The organism is Pseudomonas sp. TWR2-1-1, assembly GCF_049897045.1.
GTDB classification, from domain to species: domain Bacteria; phylum Pseudomonadota; class Gammaproteobacteria; order Pseudomonadales; family Pseudomonadaceae; genus Aquipseudomonas; species Aquipseudomonas versuta.
The window spans coordinates 503,553-523,339 of record NZ_JAFCVM010000005.1 but is presented as its reverse complement, the minus strand read 5'-3'; the positions used below and the strand labels follow the sequence as shown (position 1 = coordinate 523,339).

Below are 19,787 nucleotides of genomic sequence, written 5' to 3'. Positions count from 1 at the left end.
AAATCGAGCTGCGGTTAGCGCAGCCCGATAGTCTAGCCGTGGTTACAGAACTTGAACACGACGATAGCCAGCTAACTAATAAATCAGTCAGGGCTGAAACCTTCAGCGGCGAGCCCGCTCCTGCAACATATCGGACTTAATGGGCGGTACGCGCTGCGAAGCCGGCATTGGTGATCGCGTCGATAATTTCCAGTGAAGACAATTTGCTCTCGACCTTGACGATATGGGTGTCCAGATCGACCTCGACGTTCGAGTTGGGGTCAATTCGCTGGACCGCGTTGGTCACACTGCGTACACAGCCACCACAGGTCATTCCGTCTACTTTGAATGTTTGCACGATGATTGCTCCTTGGTTTGAGATACCTGCAGCTTTCACCTTCCCACCATGGCAAGGTCAAGCCCCCTTGTTGCTATCGCGCGCTGGCAATCTGCCCCCTGCTCGGCCAAGCTGCAAGCCATGCGATTTAACACAGGATACTTAGCCATGCGCTGGTCCGCTCTGAGCCTAGTCAGCCTTTTAGCTCTTGCCAGTTTGCCGCTGTGGGCGAATGCCGATCAGGATTACGGCGTTCTGATCATCTCCCGTGAGCGCCTTGAAGTGCCGACCAATTGCGAAGTCGGCGTGTATATAGATGACCAGTTGGCCGGGCGATTGTTTCAGGAACAAACCCTGGCGTTCAATTTGCCACCGGCGACTGTCGGCATCCGCCTCAAGCTTTTACCCGGCCAGGCGCCTGGCTGCTTGCCGGGCATGCTGGTGCCGCCGGCCCAACAATTCTCTTTAAAGGCCGGGGATGTACGCAAATACCTCATCGCATTGGGTAAAGACGGCATGTACCTCAAACCCGCCAGGCTGGAATATTGATTGCGGTGCACACCCGAGGATCTTGAGTAATGAGGCGACTGTCATGAATATCGGTCAGGCTGCAAGGCGCAGTGGCTTGAGTGCCAAGATGATTCGTTATTACGAGTCCATCGGGCTGCTCAAGCCCGCCAACCGCAGCGACAGCGGCTACCGCCTTTACAGCGACGACGACCTGCACACACTGGCGTTTATCAAACGTTCGCGGGACCTGGGGTTTTCACTGGATGAAGTCGGCAAACTGCTGACCCTGTGGCAAGACCGCCAGCGCGCCAGCGGCGATGTTAAAGCGCTGGCCCGCCAGCATATTGAAGAGCTGAATCAAAAAATTCGCGAACTCACCGGCCTGCGCGACACCTTGCATGAGCTGGTGCAAAGCTGTCAGGGCGACCACCGTCCCGATTGCCCGATCCTCAAGGATCTGGAGTCCGGGCCCTGTTGTACTCACTGAAAAAAGCCCGCGCCGTCGCTAGCTAGCAGCAGTCATGTAGGGCTCAAAACACCGTCATCAGCACTTTGCCGATCATCATCACGCTGACTACGGCGCACAGCACTGCGAACCCTTGCTGCAGCAGGCGTTCGGAGACCTTCGGTGCAATCACACGCCCGGCGATCATCCCGCCAAGGGTCGCGCCGATAAACAGCACCGCCTCGCCCGAAAGACTGAAGCCCTGATACAGCAGATGCCCCACGGTGCCCAATGACACCAGTGCCACCACCATCAGCGATGTAGCGACAATGCCGTGCATCGGCACATCGCTGAACTTGCGAAAGGCCGGGACGATCAAGAAGCCACCGCCCACCCCCAGCAACCCGGTGAGCAAGCCTGACACCGCGCCAATCGAGGCCAGGGTGGTGGAACACTTTGCGTCCCACTCCAGACGGCCGGTGGATGGGTTAACCCGGCAGTTCTTGTCATGGGCAGCCTCTACAGCGTGTCTGCATTCAGGCCTGGCCTGCATGAACATGCGTCCACTGACGAACACCATCACACAACCAAACATCGCCATCAGCGCAGAACCCGGCAGCAGCTTGGCCAGGTGAAGTCCGAGCGGGGATGCCAGCCAGCCGGCACTCGCCATCAGCCCGGCAGCCTTGTAACGCACCAGCCCCTTGCGCAAACCGTCGAGCGCGCCGACTGCCGCAGCGATACCCACGGCCAGCAGCGCTACCGGTGTCGCCTCGACCAACGACCAGCCCAGGCCCAGCGTCAGGGCCGGGATGGCCAGAATACCTCCGCCTGCTCCCGTCAGCCCGAGCAACAAGCCCACCAGTACACCCAATACGATGATCAACATAATCTCGCTCAGTCCGGCTTGCAGTCAGTGAACCACTCGCGTCCTTTGAGCATGCCGTTCCAGTAAAACCAGGGGAGTAGCGTCGCCTTGAGCAACCAGGCCGACTTGCGCGCCACGGTCGGGTCCAACGCAAAGGTCGGCAGCAGTTTGCCGCCATAACCGAACTCGGCCAGGATCACTTTGCCGTTTTCCACCGTCAGCGGGCAGGAACCGTAACCATCGTAGCGCTTGGGCAACACGGCCCCGTTGCGCAAAGCGAGCAGATTTTCGGCCACCACCACGACCTGCTTGCGGGCTGCCGCAGCCGTCTTGGCATTGGATGTGCCGCATACATCGCCAAGGGCGAATATCTCGGGATAGCGCGGATGCTGCAGGGTCGCCGGGTCGGTATCAAACCAGCCGGCTTTATCCGCCAGTTCACTGCGGCGGATTACATCGGGCGCCTGTTGCGGTGGTACCACATGCAGCATGTCGAACGTTTTCTCAACCCGCGTCACGCTGCCGTCTGCGCCTGTCACATCAAACCAGGCAGTTTTGTTCGGGCCATCGACCTTGACCAGAGTGGACTGAAAGGCCAACCGGGCGTTGTAGGCTTCAACGTATTTCTTCAGCGGCGGGACAAACGCCGGAACGCCGAACAGTACTGCCCCTGCCAGGTTGAATTGCACTGCAATCGAATCCAGCACCCCTTGTTTACGCCAATAATCGCAGGACAGGTACATGGCCTTTTGCGGAGCACCGGCACACTTGATCGGCATTCCCGGCTGTGTGAACAACGCTGTACCGCCACGCAAAGAACGCACCAGTTCCCACGTGTAGGGCGCCAGGTCGTGGCGATAGTTGGACGTGACAGCGTTTTTGCCCAGGGTCTCTTCCAGCCCCTCGATGTTCTCCCAGGCCAATTGCAGCCCGGGGCACACGATCAACTGCTGATAGCCCAGTTCAGAGCCATCACTGAGCAACACTACCTTGCGCTGCGGGGCAAAAGCGCTGAGTGACGCTTTAATCCACACCGCCCCTTTGGGCATCACTTTGGCAGTGGGGCGAACCGTGTCTTTGACGTCGTAGGCACCGCCACCGACCAGGGTCCACGCAGGCTGATAATAGTGTTCGGCATTGGGCTCGATCACCGCGACACGCAGCGACGAGTCGCGCTTCAACAGGCTTGCCGTCACCGAAATACCGGCCGAGCCGCCACCCACCACCACAACGTCGTACTGCTTGATTTCACGGGTGCCCTGCGTTGCCGCTTCATAGAGCCTGGAGGACCGGTTACCCGTTCGGCAGTACGCCAGAACAGGCTTTGGCAGCTCGCCAAGCAAGTGCTGCAACTGCTGCACTTGCTTGGGTGTTGCACCCGTGGTCAGCACCGGCAGGTAGGCGAAGCTCAGGCCCAGCGCTTGGGCGGCTTGCTGCATAGCCTCATGGTCAGGTTGTTCTGGCCCGCCTTCATGATCGGGGCGGTTGCAGATCACACTGCCAAACCCCTGCGCGGCCAAGGTTTGGAGATCAGACTGCTCGATCTGACCTGTCACAGAAAATGACGCGTCGATTCGCTTGATGATTTGCTCCATTGAGCACTCCAGGCACAACAAAAATGAATGAACCAGGTCGGGTGGTGAACGCTGGCAGATGAGTAGCCGTCACTTTTTAAGCGCTTGCCCGCAGTACAAACCTGACAGGGTTTGCATCACAGAAACCACTTCAAAGCTGGCGAGCGAATAGAAAATGTACTTCCCCATCCTGCGGGTGTTGACCATGCCTTCATCGCGCAACACACCCAGCTGTTGCGACAGCGTGGGCTGCCTGATGCCTGTAAGGGCCTCAAGCTCGCCGACATTGCGTTCGCCTTGGGTCAGCTGGCAAAGCAACAGCAGCCTGTCTTCGTTGGCCAGGGCTTTGAGCAAGGTGCAGGCTTTGGAAGCGGAGTCGCGCAGAAGCCCGATTTCTTCGCTGGTTAGCTGAGCAGACATGGAAAGCTCCGGTACATGATGATCGACAGTCTACGACCCGATAATATATGTTTCAATATATTGAATATTTTCTGATCCATGCGAGGCCTCCCATGCACGCCGAAATTCAAGGGTTCTTCGACGCCGCTACGTCGACCGTGAGCTATGTGGTCTACGAGGCTTGTGGTGGCGAATGCGCGATCATCGATCCGGTGCTCGATTACGATGCCGCCGCCGGACGTATCAGCACCACAGGTGCCGACAAAATCGTCGCCTTCGTGCAAGCCCACGACCTGAAGGTGCAGTGGTTGCTGGAGACCCACGCCCACGCTGACCACCTGTCTGCCAGCGCTTACCTTAAGCGCACCCTGGGAGGGCGGATTGGCATCGGCGCCCCTATCACTCAGGTGCAGAGTGTATTCCGTGACATTTACAACCTTGAGCCCGAATTCAAACTCGACGGTTCGCAGTTCGACCACTTGTTCCAGCCCGACGAAGAATTCCGTATTGGCAACCTTCCCGTGCGGGCACTGCATGTACCCGGGCACACCCCGGCTGACATGGCCTACCAGGTAGAACACAGCAACCTGTTTGTCGGCGACACGCTGTTCATGCCCGACGTCGGCACGGCCCGTTGCGATTTCCCGGGGGGCGATGCGCAACAGTTGTATCTCTCGATCAGGCGTTTGCTGGCCTTTGCGCCGCAGACGCGCCTGTTCATGTGCCATGACTACCCGCCCGCAGAACGCGCGGCTACATGGTCAACCACCGTGGGCGAGCAGCGCGCCAGCAATATCCATGTCAACGACGGTGTTGATCTGGCAGCCTTCGTCGACATGCGTACCGCGCGCGACGCCACCCTGGGCGTTCCGGCACTGTTGATCCCCGCCATTCAGATCAACATTCGGGCCGGCAACCTGCCGCCTGCCGATGAAAGCGGACTGTGCAGCCTGAAGATACCGTTGAACCGGTTTTAGCCCCAGGGCGCAGCAGACCCTGTAGGAGCCAGCTTGCTCGCGAGCGCTTCCCTGGCAAGCTGAAAAGCTCGCTCCTGCAGTGGGGTCGGGCAGCGCCCATAAAAAAATCCGGCCTGGGCCGGATTTTTAATTCATCGAATTACTGCATCCACGGTGGAGGCGGCTCTTCGGCTTTGCTCGGTGGCGCATCGTCCGCAGCACGGACTGCCTGACGGAACGCTTCGTCCAGACGTGCAGCCTCAATCTCGCGCATGACACCGCCGACATCTGCCAACTCGTCCGGCTCGTCAAACTCACCGGTCAACACGCTGCCCGGGTGCAATGTGGCTGCTTCGTAAAGCGCCCACATTTCCTTGGCGTACTTGGTGGTCTTGAGCTCCGGAGCAAAACGCCCGAAGTAGGAAGCCATGTTGCCCACGTCACGCTCCAGCATGCTGAACGCGTGGTTGTTGCCCGCGGCATCGACTGCTTGCGGCAAGTCGATAATCACCGGACCTGTCGGCGTCAGCAATACGTTGAACTCGGACAAGTCACCATGGACCAGACCGGTGCACAACATCAGCACGATCTGTTGAATCAGAAACGCGTGGAATTCACGGGCCTGATCCGGCTCCAGCACCACGTCATTCAAACGCGGCGCAGCATCACCGTACTCGTCGGCCACCAGTTCCATCAACAGCACGCCCTCAAGGAAGTCGTACGGTTTGGGAACCCTGACACCGGCACCCGCCAAACGGAACAGTGCCGCTACTTCGGCATTCTGCCAGGCATCTTCGGTTTCTTTACGACCGAACTTCGAGCCCTTGGCCATCGCTCGGGCCTGACGGCTGTTGCGAACCTTGCGACCCTCCTGATATTCGGCGGCCTGGCGAAAACTACGTTTGTTAGCCTCCTTATAAACCTTGGCGCATCGCAGCTCATTGCCGCAGCGGACTACGTACACAGCTGCTTCTTTACCACTCATGAGTGGGCGCAGCACCTCGTCGATCAGACCGTCTTCGATCAGGGGTTCTAAGCGTTTTGGAGTCTTCATCAGCTTTTATTGTGGGTCCTTTATTACCAAACACGCGAATGTCACTCGTTATACGGCAATCCACTCATCACGGGGAGAGGGGGGCCGTGTTAAGAGTCGCTTGTGCGCACTCCATGTTCCAACAAATCCGGAAAATCGCTTCCTGCGCCAGCCGCGATGAATGATAGACGAGCACACACATTAGAGCATCGTCTAATCCAACCAGCGGTAAGCGCAGACACTGCCAGCACCACCCTTGCACCCGGCGCGGGCCTCACCCTAAACAGACAGATCAGTGTCTGAATAACTCGCCCGGGGTGAACCCGAACATTTTTTTGAACGCAGCAATAAAGGCCGAGGTCGAGTCATAACCGCACGACAACGCGGCCCCCGTCACACTGCCGCCCTCCTCCAGTACCCGCAGCGAGGAAAGCAGGCGCATGCGCTGACGCCAACTGCGAAAGCTCATCCCGGTTTCACGGGCAAACAAACGCATCAGGGTTTTCTCCGACGTACCCAGGCGCTCCGCCCACAAGCTGAGGCTGACTTCGCCATCCGGGCTTGCGATCAGCTCATTGCACAACGCCAGCAACCGCGCATGACGGGGCAATGGCAGCGAGAAACCGACCTGATTCAAGTCGGCCAATTGATCAAGCAACACCTGCACCAGGCGCTGCTCGGCGCTATCCCCTTCAGGGTACTCCACCGGTAAGGCGCAAAAGCGTTTGATCAACTCCCGGGCCAGCGGCGTGACTTCCAGTACGCGGCAATGATCGGGCGCCCACAGGCAATCATCCCGCCGAATATAAAGACTGCGCATTTCTGCCCGCGTCGAGGTAACCACCTCATGCTCAAGCCCTGCCGGAATCCAGATCCCCCACTGCGGCGGCGCGAAGAAACTGCCTTCATCGGTATGCACACCCAGCACGCCACTGATTGCGTACGAAAACTGCACCCAGTCATGCCGATGACGGGGCGTCCATGAGCCCGCTCCCAGGCTTTCGGCACGGGCATACAGCGGACGCGGCAACGTATCGAGGTATGGAATGCTGCGCTGGGCACCAGGTTGTCCGTTTGGCGGCATTGGTTGGCCTTATATCGCAAGACGTCAGATAAAAGCGACGTTAGGCTAAGTCATCATTTCTTACAATATCCCGGTGCCCGGAATGCCTGTGTTCAAACATCTCAAACGAATGTTCACCGACTGGTTTCTGTGCGGGATGCTGCTGGCGACATTTCTGGCGTATGTATTCCCCCATTTCGGCAGTACCGGCGGCGCCATGCATGCTGAGTGGGTTATCAATATCGGCGTGTTTCTGGTGTTTTTCCTGCATGGGGTCAACCTGTCCAGCGAACAAATCAGTCACGGTCTGAAAAACATCCGCCTGCACTTCATGGTGCAAGGCTTCACCTTTATCGTCTTTCCGCTGATCTGGGTGGTGGTCAACAAACTGTTGGGCGCCCATATCCCGCCCTTGCTGATGCTGGGGTTCTTCTACCTGTGCGCCCTGCCCTCGACCATTTCATCCTCGGTAGCCCTCACCGGCAGTGCGGGCGGCAACGTACCGGCGGCCATTCTCAATGCCAGCCTGTCCAGCGTTCTGGGGATATTCCTGACCCCACTGCTGGTCAGCTTTGTGGTCGGCAGCGGCGCAAACGGCATTGATCTGGGCTCAACCCTGCTCGACCTGTGCGCCATGCTGTTACTGCCACTGGTACTGGGCCAACTGCTGCGCCCGCTGTTTGGACGCTTCTTCGCCCGCCACAAGCGCTACACCAGCATCGCCGACAAGGTGGTGATTCTGTTGCTGGTATACGCCGCCTTCTGCAATTCGATGGTCTCAGGCATGTGGCAACAACAAGGCACTTCGGTGATTTTCAGCGCCCTGGCCGGCAGTGCGATATTGCTCGCGATTATCCTGTGGCTGACCACGCGCACCGCCCGCGCCCTGAAGTTCAGCACTGCGGATGAAATTGCTGCGGTGTTCTGCGCCAGCAAGAAATCACTGGCAGCCGGCGCTCCCATGGCAGCGTTGATCTTTGGTGCCAACCCGGGTCTGGGCCTGATTCTGCTACCGATCATGATCTACCACCCGCTCCAACTGATCGTCTGCTCGGTCATGGCAGAAAACTACGCCACTCGCAATCGAGAGGAAGCGGCAGCGCAAAGCCCGGCCATAGTGCCCGCCCGCTAACAAGCGGCCTGCACAATACTGTGGGTGCCGGCTTGCCAGCGATGCAGACGACTCGATCGAACTGAGCGCCATCGCGGGCAAGACCGCTCTCGCAGGGCCGGCTCAGCGCTCAATAATCGCCGTCACTCCCTGGCCACCTGCCGCGCAGATCGAGATCAGGCCCCGGCCTTTCCCGGCAGTGGCGAGCAACTTGGACATGTTGGTCAGGATCCGCCCTCCCGTCGCGGCAAACGGATGCCCCACCGCCAGTGAACTGCCCTTGACGTTAAGTTTGCTGCGATCAATCGACCCCAGAGGCGCTTCAAGACCCAGACGGGTTTTGCAATAGCCTGGGTCCTCCCAGGCTTTCAAGGTGCACAGCACCTGCGCAGCAAACGCCTCATGAATTTCGTAGTAGTCAAAGTCCTGCAATGTCAGGCCATTGCGCGCCAGCAACCGTGGTACGGCATACACCGGGGCCATCAGCAAACCCTCCGCCCCATGTACGAAATCCACTGCGGCCGTTTCGCCGTCGCGAAAATACGCCAGCACCGGCAAGCCTCGCTCCCTGGCCCACTCTTCACTGCCCAGTAACACCACAGACGCGCCGTCGGTCAGCGGTGTCGAATTGCCGGCCGTCAGCGTGCCCTTGGCGCTTCGCTCGAACACCGGTTTAAGGGCCGCCAGTTTCTCCAGCGTCAGGTCTGGGCGCAGATTGTTATCACGGCTCAACCCCAGAAACGGCGTAATCAAATCGTCTTCCCAGCCCGCGTGATAGGCGGCTGTCAGCGCCTGATGGCTGTGCAGGGCCAACTCATCCTGTTCAGTGCGGGGGATGTTCCAGGTCTGCGCCATCAACTCGCAGTGCTGGCCCATCGACAGCCCGGTGCGCGGCTCGCCGTTGCGCGGAAACTCGGGTTTCAGAAAATGCGGACGCAACTGCAACAAGGCCTTGAGCTTGTCCACAGGCGCCTTGGTGCGATTGAGTTGCAGCAGCCACTCACGCAGCCCGTCGTTCAGGCCAACCGGCACATCAGACGTGGTATCGACACCCCCGGCGATCGCGCAATCGATCTGCCCCAAGGCAATCTTGTTGGCCACCAGCAATGCCGCTTCAAGGCCGGTGCCGCAGGCTTGCTGCAGGTCATAGGCAGGGGTTTGCGGTGACAGCCGGGAACCCAGCACGCACTCGCGGGTCAGGCTGAAGTCCCGCGAATCCTTGAGTACCGCCCCGGCTACTACTTCCCCCATCCGCAGCCCGTGCAAGTTGTACCGCTCGATCAGACCTTCCAGCGCCGCCGTCAGCATGTCCTGGTTACTGGCGTTCGCATACGGTCCGTTGGCACGCGCAAACGGGATTCGGTTACCGCCAATAATGGCTACACGACGCACACTCATACGATTCACCCTATTCTCTTACGGCCCATGATCGTTACAAGCGTAGGTCTTATCACTGATAGCGAACGACCCGCCTGTGTTTGTGGTCAACCCTTTGAACCCCATCTGTCGGAGAGTGTTCCATGTCAGACCGTTATATCGACTTCGTCAACTCATCCCTCGGCCAGCGACTGGTCGGCGCGTTGGGGCTGCCGTCACCGGTGCGGCTGGAACGCTGGCAGGCTGGACGGTTGCGTCCCATCGAAGGCCCGTTACTGATTGGCGGCGGCGCACTGGCCGGGCAGGTGAACCGCTTTGCGGCAAAACTCACCGACGCGGTATTCAGTTATGGTCCTGAACCGTTGGTCGCAACACCGTGGACTCCAGGTAGTGGCCCCAAGCTCAAGGCCGTGGTGTTCGACGCCAGCGAGTTATTGCACACCGACCAGCTCAAGCAATTACGCGAATTCTTCCAGCCATTGCTGCGCAGCCTAGAGCACAGTGCCCACCTGGTGATTCTGGGCCGGGCGCCGGAAACATTAAGCGATCCGTTTGCGGCCAGCGCCCAACGCGCCCTTGAAGGCTTCAGCCGCTCACTGGCCAAGGAGTTGCGCAATGGCGGCACCTTGCAGTTGCTGTATGTCGGCGAAGGTGCCGAAGACCAGCTTGAAGGCGCGCTGCGGTTCTTCCTGTCCCCCAAAAGCGCTTACGTCAGTGGCCAGGTCATCCGCCTGAGCACCTGTGCCGACCAGGTTCAGGACTGGACCCGCCCGTTGGCCGGACGCAAGGCGTTGGTCACCGGTGCCGCCCGAGGCATAGGCGCATCAATTGCCGAAACCCTGGCCCGGGACGGCGCCGAGGTGATTCTGCTCGATGTACCACCGGCCAAAGCCGACCTCGACGCTCTGGCTGCACGCCTGGACGGTCGCAGTATCACCCTGGATATTTGCGCCGCAGACGCCGCCACACAACTTGTCGAGCAATTGCCGGACGGCGTCGACATCGTGGTCCACAACGCCGGTATCACCCGCGACAAAACCCTGGCCAACATGACACCCGAGTTCTGGGATGCAGTGCTCGCGGTCAATCTCAACGCCCCGCAAGTGTTGACCAAAGCCCTGCTCGACAGCGGCACCCTGCGCGATAACGGCCGGGTCATTTTGCTTGCCTCCATCAGTGGCATTGCCGGTAATCGCGGCCAGACCAACTACGCCGCCAGCAAAGCCGGGCTGATTGGCCTGGCGCAGGCCTGGGCACCGCTGCTGGGTGAACGCGGCATCAGCATCAACGCCGTGGCGCCGGGATTTATTGAAACCCAAATGACAGCGCACATTCCCTTTGCCCTGCGCGAAGCAGGTCGGCGCATGAGCTCGCTGGGCCAGGGTGGCCTGCCCCAGGATGTCGCCGAAGCCGTGGCCTGGCTCGCCCAGCCGGGCTCGGGTGCGGTCAGCGGGCAAGCGCTGCGGGTATGCGGCCAAAGTATTCTGGGGGCATAGATCATGAGTGTTAATTGGCTCGACCTCAGCAACCCGCCGCATTTACCCGCGCTGTATGCCCACGCGGCGGCCAAACGCAAAATCACCGGCAACACCTTGCCTGAACAGGGCTTGCGCTGCTGGGTGCAGGTCGATGCCAAACCTCTGGCTGCCTTTCGTGACGTTTGCGGGCTGGCACCCGGCCCGCTGCTGCCGCCAACCTGGCCCCAGGTGCTGGCTTTCGGCCTGCAAATGCAGCTGCTGACCGACAAGCACTTCCCCTTCCCGTTGCTGGGGTTGATTCACCTGACCAACCGCATACGCGTGTTACGCCCCCTGGGCGGCGTGACACAACTGCGCATCGGGGTCTTTGTCCACAACCTGCAAAAACACCCCAAGGGCGCGACCTTCGATGTCGTCACCCAGGTTGACGATTTAATCGGGCCATTGTGGGAGGCCGACAGCACCTTGTTGTGCAAAGGCGTGGAGCTCAGCGGCGATGTACCGCAACCCGGTGCACAGCAGCCTGTGGCAATGAGCGAACTGACCCGCTGGTTCGCCCCGGCCAATATTGGCCGCCGGTACGCCAGGGTGTCGGGCGACTACAACCCCATTCACCTCAACGCTGCCAGCGCCAGGCTGTTTGGCCTGCCAAGCGCCATCGCCCATGGCTTGTGGCTCGAAGCCCGGGCGCTGGCGGCCCTCGATTCGCATTTGCCCAAGGCCAATGTCGAGATCAGCGTGGCCTTCAAAAAACCGGTACGCCTGCCCAGCGAGGTGATCCTGCTCAGTAGCGCGGCGGGCTCAAGCGGCGACTTCCAGCTCAATGGCCATGGCGATCTGGTGCACATGACCGGCAACTGGCGACCGATCAGCTAGCTCGCGCAGGGCATGGCCAGCGGGTTGCAGCGCCTTTCACTTGCGCCAACTTCGGTTCGGCCGCAAGCTTTGCGCCTTCTGGAGAGCACACCCTCGATGAACCTCGACGAACTGACCCAACGCCTGCACCGCATCCGCGATAACAACGACTGGAAACAGTTTCACAGCCCGAAAAACCTGGCCATGGCGGCCAGTGTCGAAATGGCCGAGCTGGTAGAAATTTTTCAGTGGCTGAGCGAGGACCAATCGCGCCAGCTCCCCGCCGACAAACTGGCCCACGCCGGGCAGGAAGTGGGGGATATCGTGTTGTATCTGCTGTTGCTGTGCAGCGAGCTTGGCTTGGACATGAACGAAGTGGTGCGCAACAAACTGGCCGACAGCGAAAGGCGTTTCAGCAAATGAGTGACCGTCACTTCGATCAACTGGCGACCCGCTTCGCCGAAAAAATCTACGGCGGTGCCAAAGGTGCCATTCGCCTGGCCGTGCTTCAGGCCGACCTTACAGAGTCGCTGCCCGCCCGACCGCTGCGCGTACTGGATATCGGCGCCGGGCTGGGCCACATGTCTCTGTGGCTGGCCCAGCAGGGGCACGATGTAACCCTGGCAGAGCCTGCAGGCCCCATGCTCGAAGGCGCGCGCCAGCGCTTTGCCGAGGCGGGGCAGAGTGGCACGTTCATTCAGGCACCGTGGCAAGAACTGCTGGGCCAACTGACCGAGCCTTACGACCTGGTGCTGTGCCATGCCGTGCTGGAATGGCTGGCCGAACCTCACGCCATCCTGCCCGTGCTGCACCAACTGACCACCAGGGACGGCTGGCTGTCGCTGGCGTTCTATAACCGTGATGCGCTGATCTATCGCAACCTGCTTAAAGGCCACTTCCGCAAAATGCGCAAGAACGATATGGCCGGCGAAAAACAAAGCCTCACCCCGCAGCAACCCCTCGACCCGCGAGAGTTGGCGACCGCGCTCGAAGGCCTGTGGCAGGTCGAAGCCCAAAGCGGCGTGCGGGTATTTCACGACTACATGCCAGTGGAGTTCCAGGCCCGCGCCGAACTGCAAGCGCTGGTAGAAATGGAGCTGGCCCACCGTCGCCACCCCGCCTTTGCCGGGCTGGGACGCTATCTGCATTGGGTGTGCCGCCCGGTATAAACCGCCCGCTCGGGAGAACATCATGCATCGCCGTTTTGCCTTAGTCGTTTTGAGCCTTGGCCTGGGGGCTTGCCAGAGCCCTAACCCGTATACCCCAAGCTCTATGCCGATGCCGCCGGCCCCGGCACAAGCGGCCAACACCCTGGATTTAAGCGCCTACCCTGCTCCACCACGGGATTACGGGCGCTATCAAAGCTGGGCGTGGCTCAATGGCCGGCTGCCCGCTGGAACAGCCTGGGCCGACTCGGCACAAATCGCCGACGCGGTAAACAATGCACTCGACCAGCGCGGCTTGCGGCCTGCGCAGCCCAATCGTGCGGCTGACTTGTGGGTGAGTGCTGATTTGCATACAGAAAAACGCCTGCGCCAAGTGCAGGACGACTATGGTTATGGAGCGGGTTACGGCAATGGCTACGGCCGTTACGGCAGTCAATACGGGATGTACAACTCGGTCCCGGTTGTACGCACCTATGAAGTGGAAGTCATGGTCGTGCGACTCAATTTCTACGATGGTAAAACCGGTCAGCCCGTATGGAGTTCCAGCGCAGAAACCAGCAGCAAAGGCAGCCTGAGCGAACGCAGTGACGCCCTGCGCGAATCACTGAAAAAGGCAGTGCAGGCTTATCCTCCTCAGTAAGACGGAATGTTGAAGCGGAGAAATCATCATGCTACGACGCATTGCATTATTGGGCCTGGCCCTGCTGCTCAGCGCCTGCGAAACAATGCAGGTCAGCAACGACTACAACCCTTCTGTGGATTTTGCCAAATTCCAGACCTGGGCCTGGAAAGACCCTGCACTGCAATACCAGCCCAATAGCCTGATGCTTAAAAGCGACCTGACCGAGCAGCGGATCATGCAGGCCGTGAGCAGTGGTCTGGATCAGCGAGGCCTGCGCCCGGCAGCCGCCGGCAGTAAACCGGATCTGCTGGTACAAACCTATCTGATCGTCGCCAACCGCCAGGAACAGATCGTCACCAACTACGGCTACGGCGGTCCATGGGGCGGGCCTTGGGGTTATGCCGGCGGCCCATGGGAAGGCTACTGGGGCGCACCGATGTACAACGAGACCCGTAACGTGGTCTATCAGGTGGGCACCCTGCAGATCGACTTGATCGATGCCAAAGACGGCAAATTGGTGTGGCGCGGCAGCGCAGAAAAAATCGTCGACAACAGCCCGACCCCGGCCGAGCGCAATGCGGCCATTCATGAAGCGGTGAACAAAATTCTTGCTAACTATCCGCCAAAATAAAGCCACAGGTTTATACGCAACAACTTACTCGCGATGTATATACCTCAGAAGGTATTAATACTTTCGCGAGTAAGTTAGTTACGCGACGGCCTTTCTTTTAATTTACTGATGACTTTTGATCAGTTGTTCACATCACGCCTATAAAACTGGCAACTGGCCAGCGCCTTGATCACTTTTTGGCTACACTCGCTGAAACTTTGGAGAGTTAGCGCTGGACTCTGTTCCAGCATCAGGAGTGCTCGATGTCTCCCCGTCTACGCAGTATCGGTTTCAATAGCCCACAGCAGCAACAAGGTGCAATCGGTTTAATGGCCGCTGTCACCCTCGGCGTGGTGCTGCTTTTCATGTTGTTGGTGATCGACAGCGGACGGCTGTACCTGGAACAACGCAAGTTGCAACGGGTAGCGGACATGGCCGTGCTGGAAGCGGTCAGCCGGGGAGGGAGTTGTACCAGTGGCACTGCCGTAACCTACGTCAATGAAAGCGCCACGCGAAACGGCTTCACTCCCGGGGCGGTGCAAATAATAACACCTACCTGCGGCACCCTTGTGACTATCAACAACCTGCGTACCTTCCAGGCCAGTACGACCCAGTCGAGTGCCATTCGCGTTATTGCCACAACTACTGTCCCTACCAGCGTGGCCGGGGGGCTGTGGAGCCTGTTTTCCCCAGGAGGATTTCAAAGCAAGACCAATTTGACGGCGAGTGCGGTAGGGGCTACACAGGGGCCGACGCTCGCACAAATCAGTATCCGCACAACGTTAGCCTCCGTCAGCACCTCACAATCACTGCTACTGAACTCACTGTTCTCAAACCTGCTCGGCGGCAACGTTAATATATCGGCTGTCGGCTGGGAAGGTCTGGCAAAAGCCGACATAAACTTGTTGCAATACCTCAATCAACTAGCAGTCAATCTTAATGTAACGGCTGGCGACTATACAAACTTGTTGAAAACTAACGCCACTCTCACTCAACTTATCAATGCCGCTGCAACCGTTGCCAACCTTAACGGCGCGACGCTTGATTTAAAAGGCAACATTGCCCAATTACAAGTTGCCGCCATTAACAATACCCCAATAAAAGTCGGCGACATCCTTAATCTTCAAACGGGTACTACCACAGCGGGTTTGGACGGCAACGTAAATATCCTCTCGCTTGTCCAGGCCTTTATTCAGCTTGCCAACAAAAACAATGCCGCCTCTGTAAGTTTGCCTATTGATATCTTGGGTCTCGCCAAAGTGACCACCAAGATCAAAATCATTGAGCCTCCTCAATTTTCATCCATAGGCAACCCCGCAACGGACAGAATATATGTTCGTACGGCTCAAGTCAGAACTCTCATAACCGTCGAACTGCCCGTCCTTAACACCATCAGCAATCTTATAAGTAAAGTCAACGCCCTGCTTAGCCCTCTTGCAGGACTTCTGAACACGCTTCTTGGCGGCCTGCTTGGCCCCTCTTACAATATAGAAATACTGCCGCCGCCATTGATCCTGAGTATTAACCTGGATGCAGGAGGGGCCGATGCTTTGGTCACTGGATACAACTGCCCTACCAGTGGAACAGGCAAGAGCCTGACGGTTAATGTCAATACTGCTGTCGCCAATTTGAACGTAGGCCAGATTGATGGAAGCAAGGCATTTTCATCCTCTGCCCCAGTGACTGTAACCCCCTACCCCATCGTAAACGTCACAAGTAAAGCCTGTGCCCTTGGATGCCCCACCGTGGATTATGGTGGTGGAGGAATAGCAATAAAGGCCAATTTGAACATTTTAAAAACCCAAAGCACCCTGTTCTATTCAGCCGTCGACGGAACTACCCCACCTAACCTAAAACAGCCACCAATGCCCAAATTTGCCTCTCCGACCAAGGATATTGTTGCCAGTCTCAAGGATATTCTTAATAACATACCCATTCTTCTTTATGCGCCCGTCGACAGTTCCGGAATTCTCGGTGCTCTAGCCACTGGGGTAACGAACTCTGTCAGCGCTGCACTTCAACTCGTAGTCAATATTGCGTCACCGCTGATTACCGCCGTGCTGAGCCCTATTGTTGATCCTCTCGTCAACAACTTACTGTCACTGTTGGGCGTCAATCTGATGAACACAGAAGTCGACGCTAACCTCTCTTGCGGACAAGGTGGACGCGCACAACTAGTCCTTTGATAATTCTGGCGCCTCAACCACCGGCAATTCCACGCAAAACCGGGCCCCGGGCCCGGTATTGCTCACGCTCAACCGTCCGCCCATGTTGTCGATAATGCCGTAGCTGACCGACAACCCAAGGCCGGTACCAATACCGATGGGCTTGGTGGTAAAGAACGGTTCGAAGATACGCTCCAGCAACCGCGGGTCGATGCCGTCGCCGTTGTCCTGTACCCACAGCCGTACACAGTTGCCGTCTGCTTCGGCGCTCAGGGTTATCAGGGGCTGGAAGTCGCGATCTGTCTCGCGCTTGCTCAACAAGGCATCACGCGCATTGACCAGCAGGTTGATCAACACTTGCTCCAACTGGTCTGAATGACCGCGCACCTGCACGCTACACGCCAGCCCCTCGGCGTGGATCTCTACGCCTTTACAGCGCAGACCTTCGCCCAGCAGGGCCAAAGTACCTTCCAGTGCCTGCACCGGGTTGAAGACCTGCTGCTCGATTTCGGAACGCCGACCGAACACGCGCATATGGTCGACTACTCGCGCAGCGCGCTGGATTTGCGAATCGATACGGGTGAGTTTTTCCTTCAGGTAATCAATCTGTACATCGCCGTTACTCAGGCGTTTGAGTACGTTGACGATAGCCATGCGCATCACATTCAGCGGCTGGTTGATCTCATGCGCCAGGCCGGTGGCCATTTCGCCGAGCGTGGCCATTTTCGCGCCGTGGGTCAGTTGCTGTTGCGAGCGCCGTACCTCGGTGTTGTCACGACCTACCGCCTGGACTTCGAGCAGTTGGCCCTGAGCGTCAAACACCCCCCGATCAGACCAGACCCACCACGCATGCTCACGGCCAGGCAGTTGCAGGCTGATTTCAGCCGTACTCACCGGGAACTCCGGGCTCAAGTTGGCAATACGCCGTTCAAACAACTCGCGCTGTTCGGCTGAGAGCCAGTCGCCCAGGTTGATCCCCGGCAGTAGCTCAGGGGCGCACTCCAGATAATTGGCCAGCGGCCGGTTGCCGAAGGTCAGGGTCAAGTCTGGCAAGTAGCGGCAAATCATCGCCGGGGAGTCTTCGACCAGAATCCGGTAACGCTCCTCACTATGTTTGACCCGCTCGGCCGCTTCGGTGGTCTCGGTAATGTCCAGCCATAACCCCACCGCCTCAACGGGTAGCCCCAGGTCGTCGCGTAATAATTTGGCCTCGTCCAGCAACCAGTGATAGTCGCCAGCGCGGTCACGCAGACGGAAACGGCTGCGGGTGCTGCCTTCACGCAGCAACTGGCGCGTACGCTCAAAGTACTGCTCGCGGTCATCGGGGTGGATCCTGTCGATCAAGGCCGCACCGGCACAGTCGTCCAGGCTCCAGCCCAGCAAAGGTTGCAAGCTGTCGCTGAAAAATGCCGGCAGCAATGCACCTTCGTCGTAGCGCTGCACGTAGATCACGGCAGGTGAACTGGCGATCAGGTTGTCCAGTCGCGCATGGGCGGCGGCGGCCTGCAGTTGCTGGTTTTTGATGTCGCTGATATCGAGCATGTAACCCACTGTGCGCCGGCTTGCACCTGTTCCCAGCACCTGGCCCTGAATCCGGTACCAACGGGTCGGTTGCGTACTTTGGGGCTGGTGCAGCCGCGCGCACAGCATCAGCGTTTTGCCATGCTCTAGTAACGCATTGAAACCGCTGCTCAGTTCATCCCGATCCGCGGGATGAAACAGCGCCAGCCACGCTTCACGGGTCAACGCCGAAGGTTCCAGCTGCGGCAATAAACTTGCGCTCAATTGCGGCGCCAGCTGCAATTGCCGGGAAGGCTGCAACCACTCCCACCACCCCGTACCCAACAGTTCCTGCAGCGCTTGCATGCGCTCCTTTTGTTGTTCGTGTTGCTGCTCACGCAGACGATCCTGCAGCGGCCCGGCCATTGCCGCACAGACCAGCAACCAGTCGCTTTCGCTCATCAGCGATGGGTGCTGCGTGGCCGGGTAAAAACCCAGCAGCAACCACACGGACTGCCCTTGCTGGTCGCAGTAAGGCACCAGCCAACCGTCGGCATTGCCAAACAGACTATTGAGCAAAGGGTTTCGGGTTCTCTCGACATCGGCGTTTATGGATCGGGGCCGTTTGGCATCCACACCATCCAGGACCTCGCCCAGGGTTTGTCCTGAGGTCCACAACGCCGGCGCATCAAACGCGTGATACGCGCTATATAGACGCCAACCCAGTGGCGTACCACTGCGCACGGCCAGTGCCATGCAGGGCACACGCCATTGCTGCGCTACACGGCATAGCGCCTCATGCATCACCTCAGGCAAGCGGGCGGCGCTGCACTGACGCAACTGTTCACCGATGCTCAAGACCAGTTGCGCACATTGCTCGCGGCTGCCGGCTTGCTGGCTGTCGCGCAATAAATCGCTGATATCCAGCAGTTGTAATAACCAGCAGTCAGCCTGCGGCTGTACCCAGCCCCGGGTGTGCAGCACGTTCAATCCGGGGCCTTGAAAATCCAGATCAAGACAGTGTCCGACCCAGTCCGCCGGGCCCCCTTCCAGCGCCAGCGTGCTGCCCGACACCAAATAGTCCAACAGCAGGCGCGGTGTAGCGTCACCAGCATCGCGCCCCAGGCCATGGCGCTGCAGACCATTAGCATCAATAACTCGCCCCTGCTGATCGAGCAGCAGTTGCATGCACCCATCGGTGCGTGACTGCAAACCAGAAGATCCGGGCAGGTGCTCGGTGGCCCGCCCCGTCAGGCGCCCAAAGAGCTTTTCACCCTGGATCAAAATTTCATACTCGATTGCGCGGTCAAGGTGGTCGGCAGTTGAGGCACGCTGACAGTGCCTAACGTGAGTACCGGCATAAGGGTCGCCAACGCAGCGGACGGAAGAGAGACAGTGGCCGTTAGAACACCCGCAACGGGGTCATAAGATGCGGTTTTGACCAGACTTGGGGCCACGGCTGTAGGTACCCAGCGCAGTTTTTCGTCCAGCACGCCTTTGGCCACTGACTCGACTGCAGTTTTATAGGCCGCAGCCGTAAGCGTCGGATCAACCGCAACACTGCGCCGCACCGCCTCGGCTGTGGAGTTATTAAATGATTGCACCAGCAACAACGGCAGGCTGTAACTGAGCACGCCATAAAGAACAGCAAAAAAAATCACGAACACCAACGCGAATTCAATTGCGGCGGCACCTTTTTGTTTCTTGGGAAGGCCTATTTTCATGACTGCGTCCACCCT

At 58.7% G+C, this 19,787-nt stretch carries 20 protein-coding genes; 11 read left to right on the top strand and 9 right to left on the bottom strand.

Going from position 1 to position 19,787, the window contains the following annotated elements; genetic code table 11:
* Positions 1-136: 136 nt before the first annotated feature.
* Complete coding sequence (locus ACP7BO_RS16045) at positions 137-337, bottom strand: heavy-metal-associated domain-containing protein (RefSeq protein WP_397454952.1); 201 nt, start codon at positions 335-337, stop codon at positions 137-139.
* A gap of 147 nt (positions 338-484) precedes the next feature.
* On the opposite strand from ACP7BO_RS16045, the gene ACP7BO_RS16040 reads away from it, so the two are divergent.
* Together ACP7BO_RS16040 and cueR are read left to right on the top strand one after the other, a co-directional pair.
* Complete coding sequence (locus tag ACP7BO_RS16040; RefSeq protein WP_426211378.1) at positions 485-865, top strand: hypothetical protein; 381 nt, start codon at positions 485-487, stop codon at positions 863-865.
* 43 nt (positions 866-908) lie between these two features.
* Positions 909-1,313, top strand: coding sequence for a Cu(I)-responsive transcriptional regulator (cueR, locus tag ACP7BO_RS16035; RefSeq protein ID WP_397454953.1), 405 nt, complete (start codon positions 909-911; stop codon positions 1,311-1,313).
* A 43-nt stretch (positions 1,314-1,356) separates the two neighbouring features.
* Here cueR and ACP7BO_RS16030 read toward each other — a convergent pair whose 3' ends face one another.
* The 3 genes from ACP7BO_RS16030 to ACP7BO_RS16020 form a co-directional block, all read right to left on the bottom strand.
* A complete protein-coding gene (locus ACP7BO_RS16030; RefSeq protein ID WP_397454954.1) occupies positions 1,357-2,160 on the bottom strand; it encodes a sulfite exporter TauE/SafE family protein in 804 nt (267 codons plus the stop codon).
* 8 nt (positions 2,161-2,168) lie between these two features.
* Positions 2,169-3,734, bottom strand: coding sequence for a TIGR01244 family sulfur transferase (locus ACP7BO_RS16025; protein WP_426211375.1), 1,566 nt, complete (start codon positions 3,732-3,734; stop codon positions 2,169-2,171).
* Between the two features lie 69 nt (positions 3,735-3,803).
* A complete protein-coding gene (locus ACP7BO_RS16020; protein WP_003439303.1) occupies positions 3,804-4,133 on the bottom strand; it encodes an ArsR/SmtB family transcription factor in 330 nt (109 codons plus the stop codon).
* A gap of 92 nt (positions 4,134-4,225) precedes the next feature.
* On the opposite strand from ACP7BO_RS16020, the gene ACP7BO_RS16015 reads away from it, so the two are divergent.
* Complete coding sequence (locus ACP7BO_RS16015; protein ID WP_426211373.1) at positions 4,226-5,089, top strand: MBL fold metallo-hydrolase; 864 nt, start codon at positions 4,226-4,228, stop codon at positions 5,087-5,089.
* Between the two features lie 139 nt (positions 5,090-5,228).
* Here the strand turns inward: ACP7BO_RS16015 and ACP7BO_RS16010 are convergent, their stop codons facing one another.
* Together ACP7BO_RS16010 and ACP7BO_RS16005 are read right to left on the bottom strand one after the other, a co-directional pair.
* Positions 5,229-6,122 carry a PA4780 family RIO1-like protein kinase gene (locus ACP7BO_RS16010; RefSeq protein WP_060695553.1) on the bottom strand — a complete coding sequence of 298 codons (894 nt, stop codon included), beginning with the start codon at positions 6,120-6,122 and terminating at the stop codon, positions 5,229-5,231.
* Between the two features lie 271 nt (positions 6,123-6,393).
* Positions 6,394-7,185, bottom strand: coding sequence for an AraC family transcriptional regulator (locus ACP7BO_RS16005; RefSeq protein ID WP_426211371.1), 792 nt, complete (start codon positions 7,183-7,185; stop codon positions 6,394-6,396).
* An 82-nt stretch (positions 7,186-7,267) separates the two neighbouring features.
* Between ACP7BO_RS16005 and ACP7BO_RS16000 the strand changes: the two genes are divergently transcribed.
* Positions 7,268-8,296 (top strand): bile acid:sodium symporter family protein, encoded by a 1,029-nt coding sequence (locus tag ACP7BO_RS16000; protein ID WP_073509969.1) that lies wholly within the window; start codon positions 7,268-7,270, stop codon positions 8,294-8,296.
* A gap of 102 nt (positions 8,297-8,398) precedes the next feature.
* On the opposite strand, the gene ACP7BO_RS15995 is transcribed toward ACP7BO_RS16000, so the two are convergent.
* Entirely contained in the window at positions 8,399-9,673 is a 1,275-nt protein-coding gene (locus ACP7BO_RS15995; RefSeq protein WP_426211368.1) for an acetyl-CoA C-acetyltransferase, read from the bottom strand.
* Positions 9,674-9,795: 122 nt separating this feature from the next.
* Here ACP7BO_RS15995 and ACP7BO_RS15990 point away from each other — a divergent pair, with 122 nt between their 5' ends.
* The 7 genes from ACP7BO_RS15990 to ACP7BO_RS15960 all read left to right on the top strand — a co-directional run bounded on the left by ACP7BO_RS15990 (position 9,796) and on the right by ACP7BO_RS15960 (position 16,569).
* Positions 9,796-11,148 (top strand): 3-oxoacyl-ACP reductase, encoded by a 1,353-nt coding sequence (locus ACP7BO_RS15990; RefSeq protein ID WP_426211366.1) that lies wholly within the window; start codon positions 9,796-9,798, stop codon positions 11,146-11,148.
* Between the two features lie 3 nt (positions 11,149-11,151).
* Positions 11,152-12,006, top strand: a complete 855-nt coding sequence (locus ACP7BO_RS15985) for a MaoC family dehydratase (RefSeq protein WP_426211364.1) — start codon at positions 11,152-11,154, stop codon at positions 12,004-12,006.
* 96 nt (positions 12,007-12,102) lie between these two features.
* The gene (locus tag ACP7BO_RS15980) at positions 12,103-12,408 is read left to right on the top strand and encodes a MazG-like family protein (protein ID WP_060695566.1); all 306 of its coding nucleotides are present in this window, start codon (positions 12,103-12,105) and stop codon (positions 12,406-12,408) included.
* Complete coding sequence (locus tag ACP7BO_RS15975; protein WP_426211362.1) at positions 12,405-13,154, top strand: methyltransferase; 750 nt, start codon at positions 12,405-12,407, stop codon at positions 13,152-13,154. The genes ACP7BO_RS15980 and ACP7BO_RS15975 overlap by 4 nt, the downstream gene beginning before the upstream one ends.
* 22 nt (positions 13,155-13,176) lie before the next feature.
* Positions 13,177-13,791, top strand: coding sequence for a DUF4136 domain-containing protein (locus tag ACP7BO_RS15970; protein WP_426211360.1), 615 nt, complete (start codon positions 13,177-13,179; stop codon positions 13,789-13,791).
* Between the two features lie 28 nt (positions 13,792-13,819).
* Positions 13,820-14,404 carry a DUF4136 domain-containing protein gene (locus tag ACP7BO_RS15965; RefSeq protein ID WP_397454964.1) on the top strand — a complete coding sequence of 195 codons (585 nt, stop codon included), beginning with the start codon at positions 13,820-13,822 and terminating at the stop codon, positions 14,402-14,404.
* A 242-nt stretch (positions 14,405-14,646) separates the two neighbouring features.
* Positions 14,647-16,569, top strand: a complete 1,923-nt coding sequence (locus ACP7BO_RS15960; RefSeq protein WP_426211358.1) for a pilus assembly protein TadG-related protein — start codon at positions 14,647-14,649, stop codon at positions 16,567-16,569.
* Here the strand turns inward: ACP7BO_RS15960 and ACP7BO_RS15955 are convergent.
* Positions 16,558-19,332, bottom strand: a complete 2,775-nt coding sequence (locus ACP7BO_RS15955) for a PAS domain-containing sensor histidine kinase (protein ID WP_426211356.1) — start codon at positions 19,330-19,332, stop codon at positions 16,558-16,560. The two genes, ACP7BO_RS15960 and ACP7BO_RS15955, sit on opposite strands and share 12 nt — an antisense overlap.
* Complete coding sequence (locus tag ACP7BO_RS15950; protein ID WP_060696975.1) at positions 19,329-19,772, bottom strand: TadE/TadG family type IV pilus assembly protein; 444 nt, start codon at positions 19,770-19,772, stop codon at positions 19,329-19,331. Before ACP7BO_RS15950 ends, ACP7BO_RS15955 begins: the two co-directional genes overlap by 4 nt.
* Between the last annotated feature and the right edge of the window lie 15 nt (positions 19,773-19,787).

What these genes read in the sequence shown, in the direction of transcription:
- ACP7BO_RS16040 (WP_426211378.1), top strand. Translation starts at nt 485, where the DNA reads ATGCGCTGGTCCGCTCTGAGCCTAGTCAGCCTTTTAGCTCTTGCCAGT.
- cueR (WP_397454953.1), top strand. Translation starts at nt 909, where the DNA reads ATGAATATCGGTCAGGCTGCAAGGCGCAGTGGCTTGAGTGCCAAGATG.
- ACP7BO_RS16030 (WP_397454954.1), bottom strand. Translation starts at nt 2,160, where the DNA reads ATGTTGATCATCGTATTGGGTGTACTGGTGGGCTTGTTGCTCGGGCTG.
- ACP7BO_RS16025 (WP_426211375.1), bottom strand. Translation starts at nt 3,734, where the DNA reads ATGGAGCAAATCATCAAGCGAATCGACGCGTCATTTTCTGTGACAGGT.
- ACP7BO_RS16020 (WP_003439303.1), bottom strand. Translation starts at nt 4,133, where the DNA reads ATGTCTGCTCAGCTAACCAGCGAAGAAATCGGGCTTCTGCGCGACTCC.
- ACP7BO_RS16015 (WP_426211373.1), top strand. Translation starts at nt 4,226, where the DNA reads ATGCACGCCGAAATTCAAGGGTTCTTCGACGCCGCTACGTCGACCGTG.
- ACP7BO_RS16010 (WP_060695553.1), bottom strand. Translation starts at nt 6,122, where the DNA reads ATGAAGACTCCAAAACGCTTAGAACCCCTGATCGAAGACGGTCTGATC.
- ACP7BO_RS16005 (WP_426211371.1), bottom strand. Translation starts at nt 7,185, where the DNA reads ATGCCGCCAAACGGACAACCTGGTGCCCAGCGCAGCATTCCATACCTC.
- ACP7BO_RS16000 (WP_073509969.1), top strand. Translation starts at nt 7,268, where the DNA reads ATGCCTGTGTTCAAACATCTCAAACGAATGTTCACCGACTGGTTTCTG.
- ACP7BO_RS15995 (WP_426211368.1), bottom strand. Translation starts at nt 9,673, where the DNA reads ATGAGTGTGCGTCGTGTAGCCATTATTGGCGGTAACCGAATCCCGTTT.
- ACP7BO_RS15990 (WP_426211366.1), top strand. Translation starts at nt 9,796, where the DNA reads ATGTCAGACCGTTATATCGACTTCGTCAACTCATCCCTCGGCCAGCGA.
- ACP7BO_RS15985 (WP_426211364.1), top strand. Translation starts at nt 11,152, where the DNA reads ATGAGTGTTAATTGGCTCGACCTCAGCAACCCGCCGCATTTACCCGCG.
- ACP7BO_RS15980 (WP_060695566.1), top strand. Translation starts at nt 12,103, where the DNA reads ATGAACCTCGACGAACTGACCCAACGCCTGCACCGCATCCGCGATAAC.
- ACP7BO_RS15975 (WP_426211362.1), top strand. Translation starts at nt 12,405, where the DNA reads ATGAGTGACCGTCACTTCGATCAACTGGCGACCCGCTTCGCCGAAAAA.
- ACP7BO_RS15970 (WP_426211360.1), top strand. Translation starts at nt 13,177, where the DNA reads ATGCATCGCCGTTTTGCCTTAGTCGTTTTGAGCCTTGGCCTGGGGGCT.
- ACP7BO_RS15965 (WP_397454964.1), top strand. Translation starts at nt 13,820, where the DNA reads ATGCTACGACGCATTGCATTATTGGGCCTGGCCCTGCTGCTCAGCGCC.
- ACP7BO_RS15960 (WP_426211358.1), top strand. Translation starts at nt 14,647, where the DNA reads ATGTCTCCCCGTCTACGCAGTATCGGTTTCAATAGCCCACAGCAGCAA.
- ACP7BO_RS15950 (WP_060696975.1), bottom strand. Translation starts at nt 19,772, where the DNA reads ATGAAAATAGGCCTTCCCAAGAAACAAAAAGGTGCCGCCGCAATTGAA.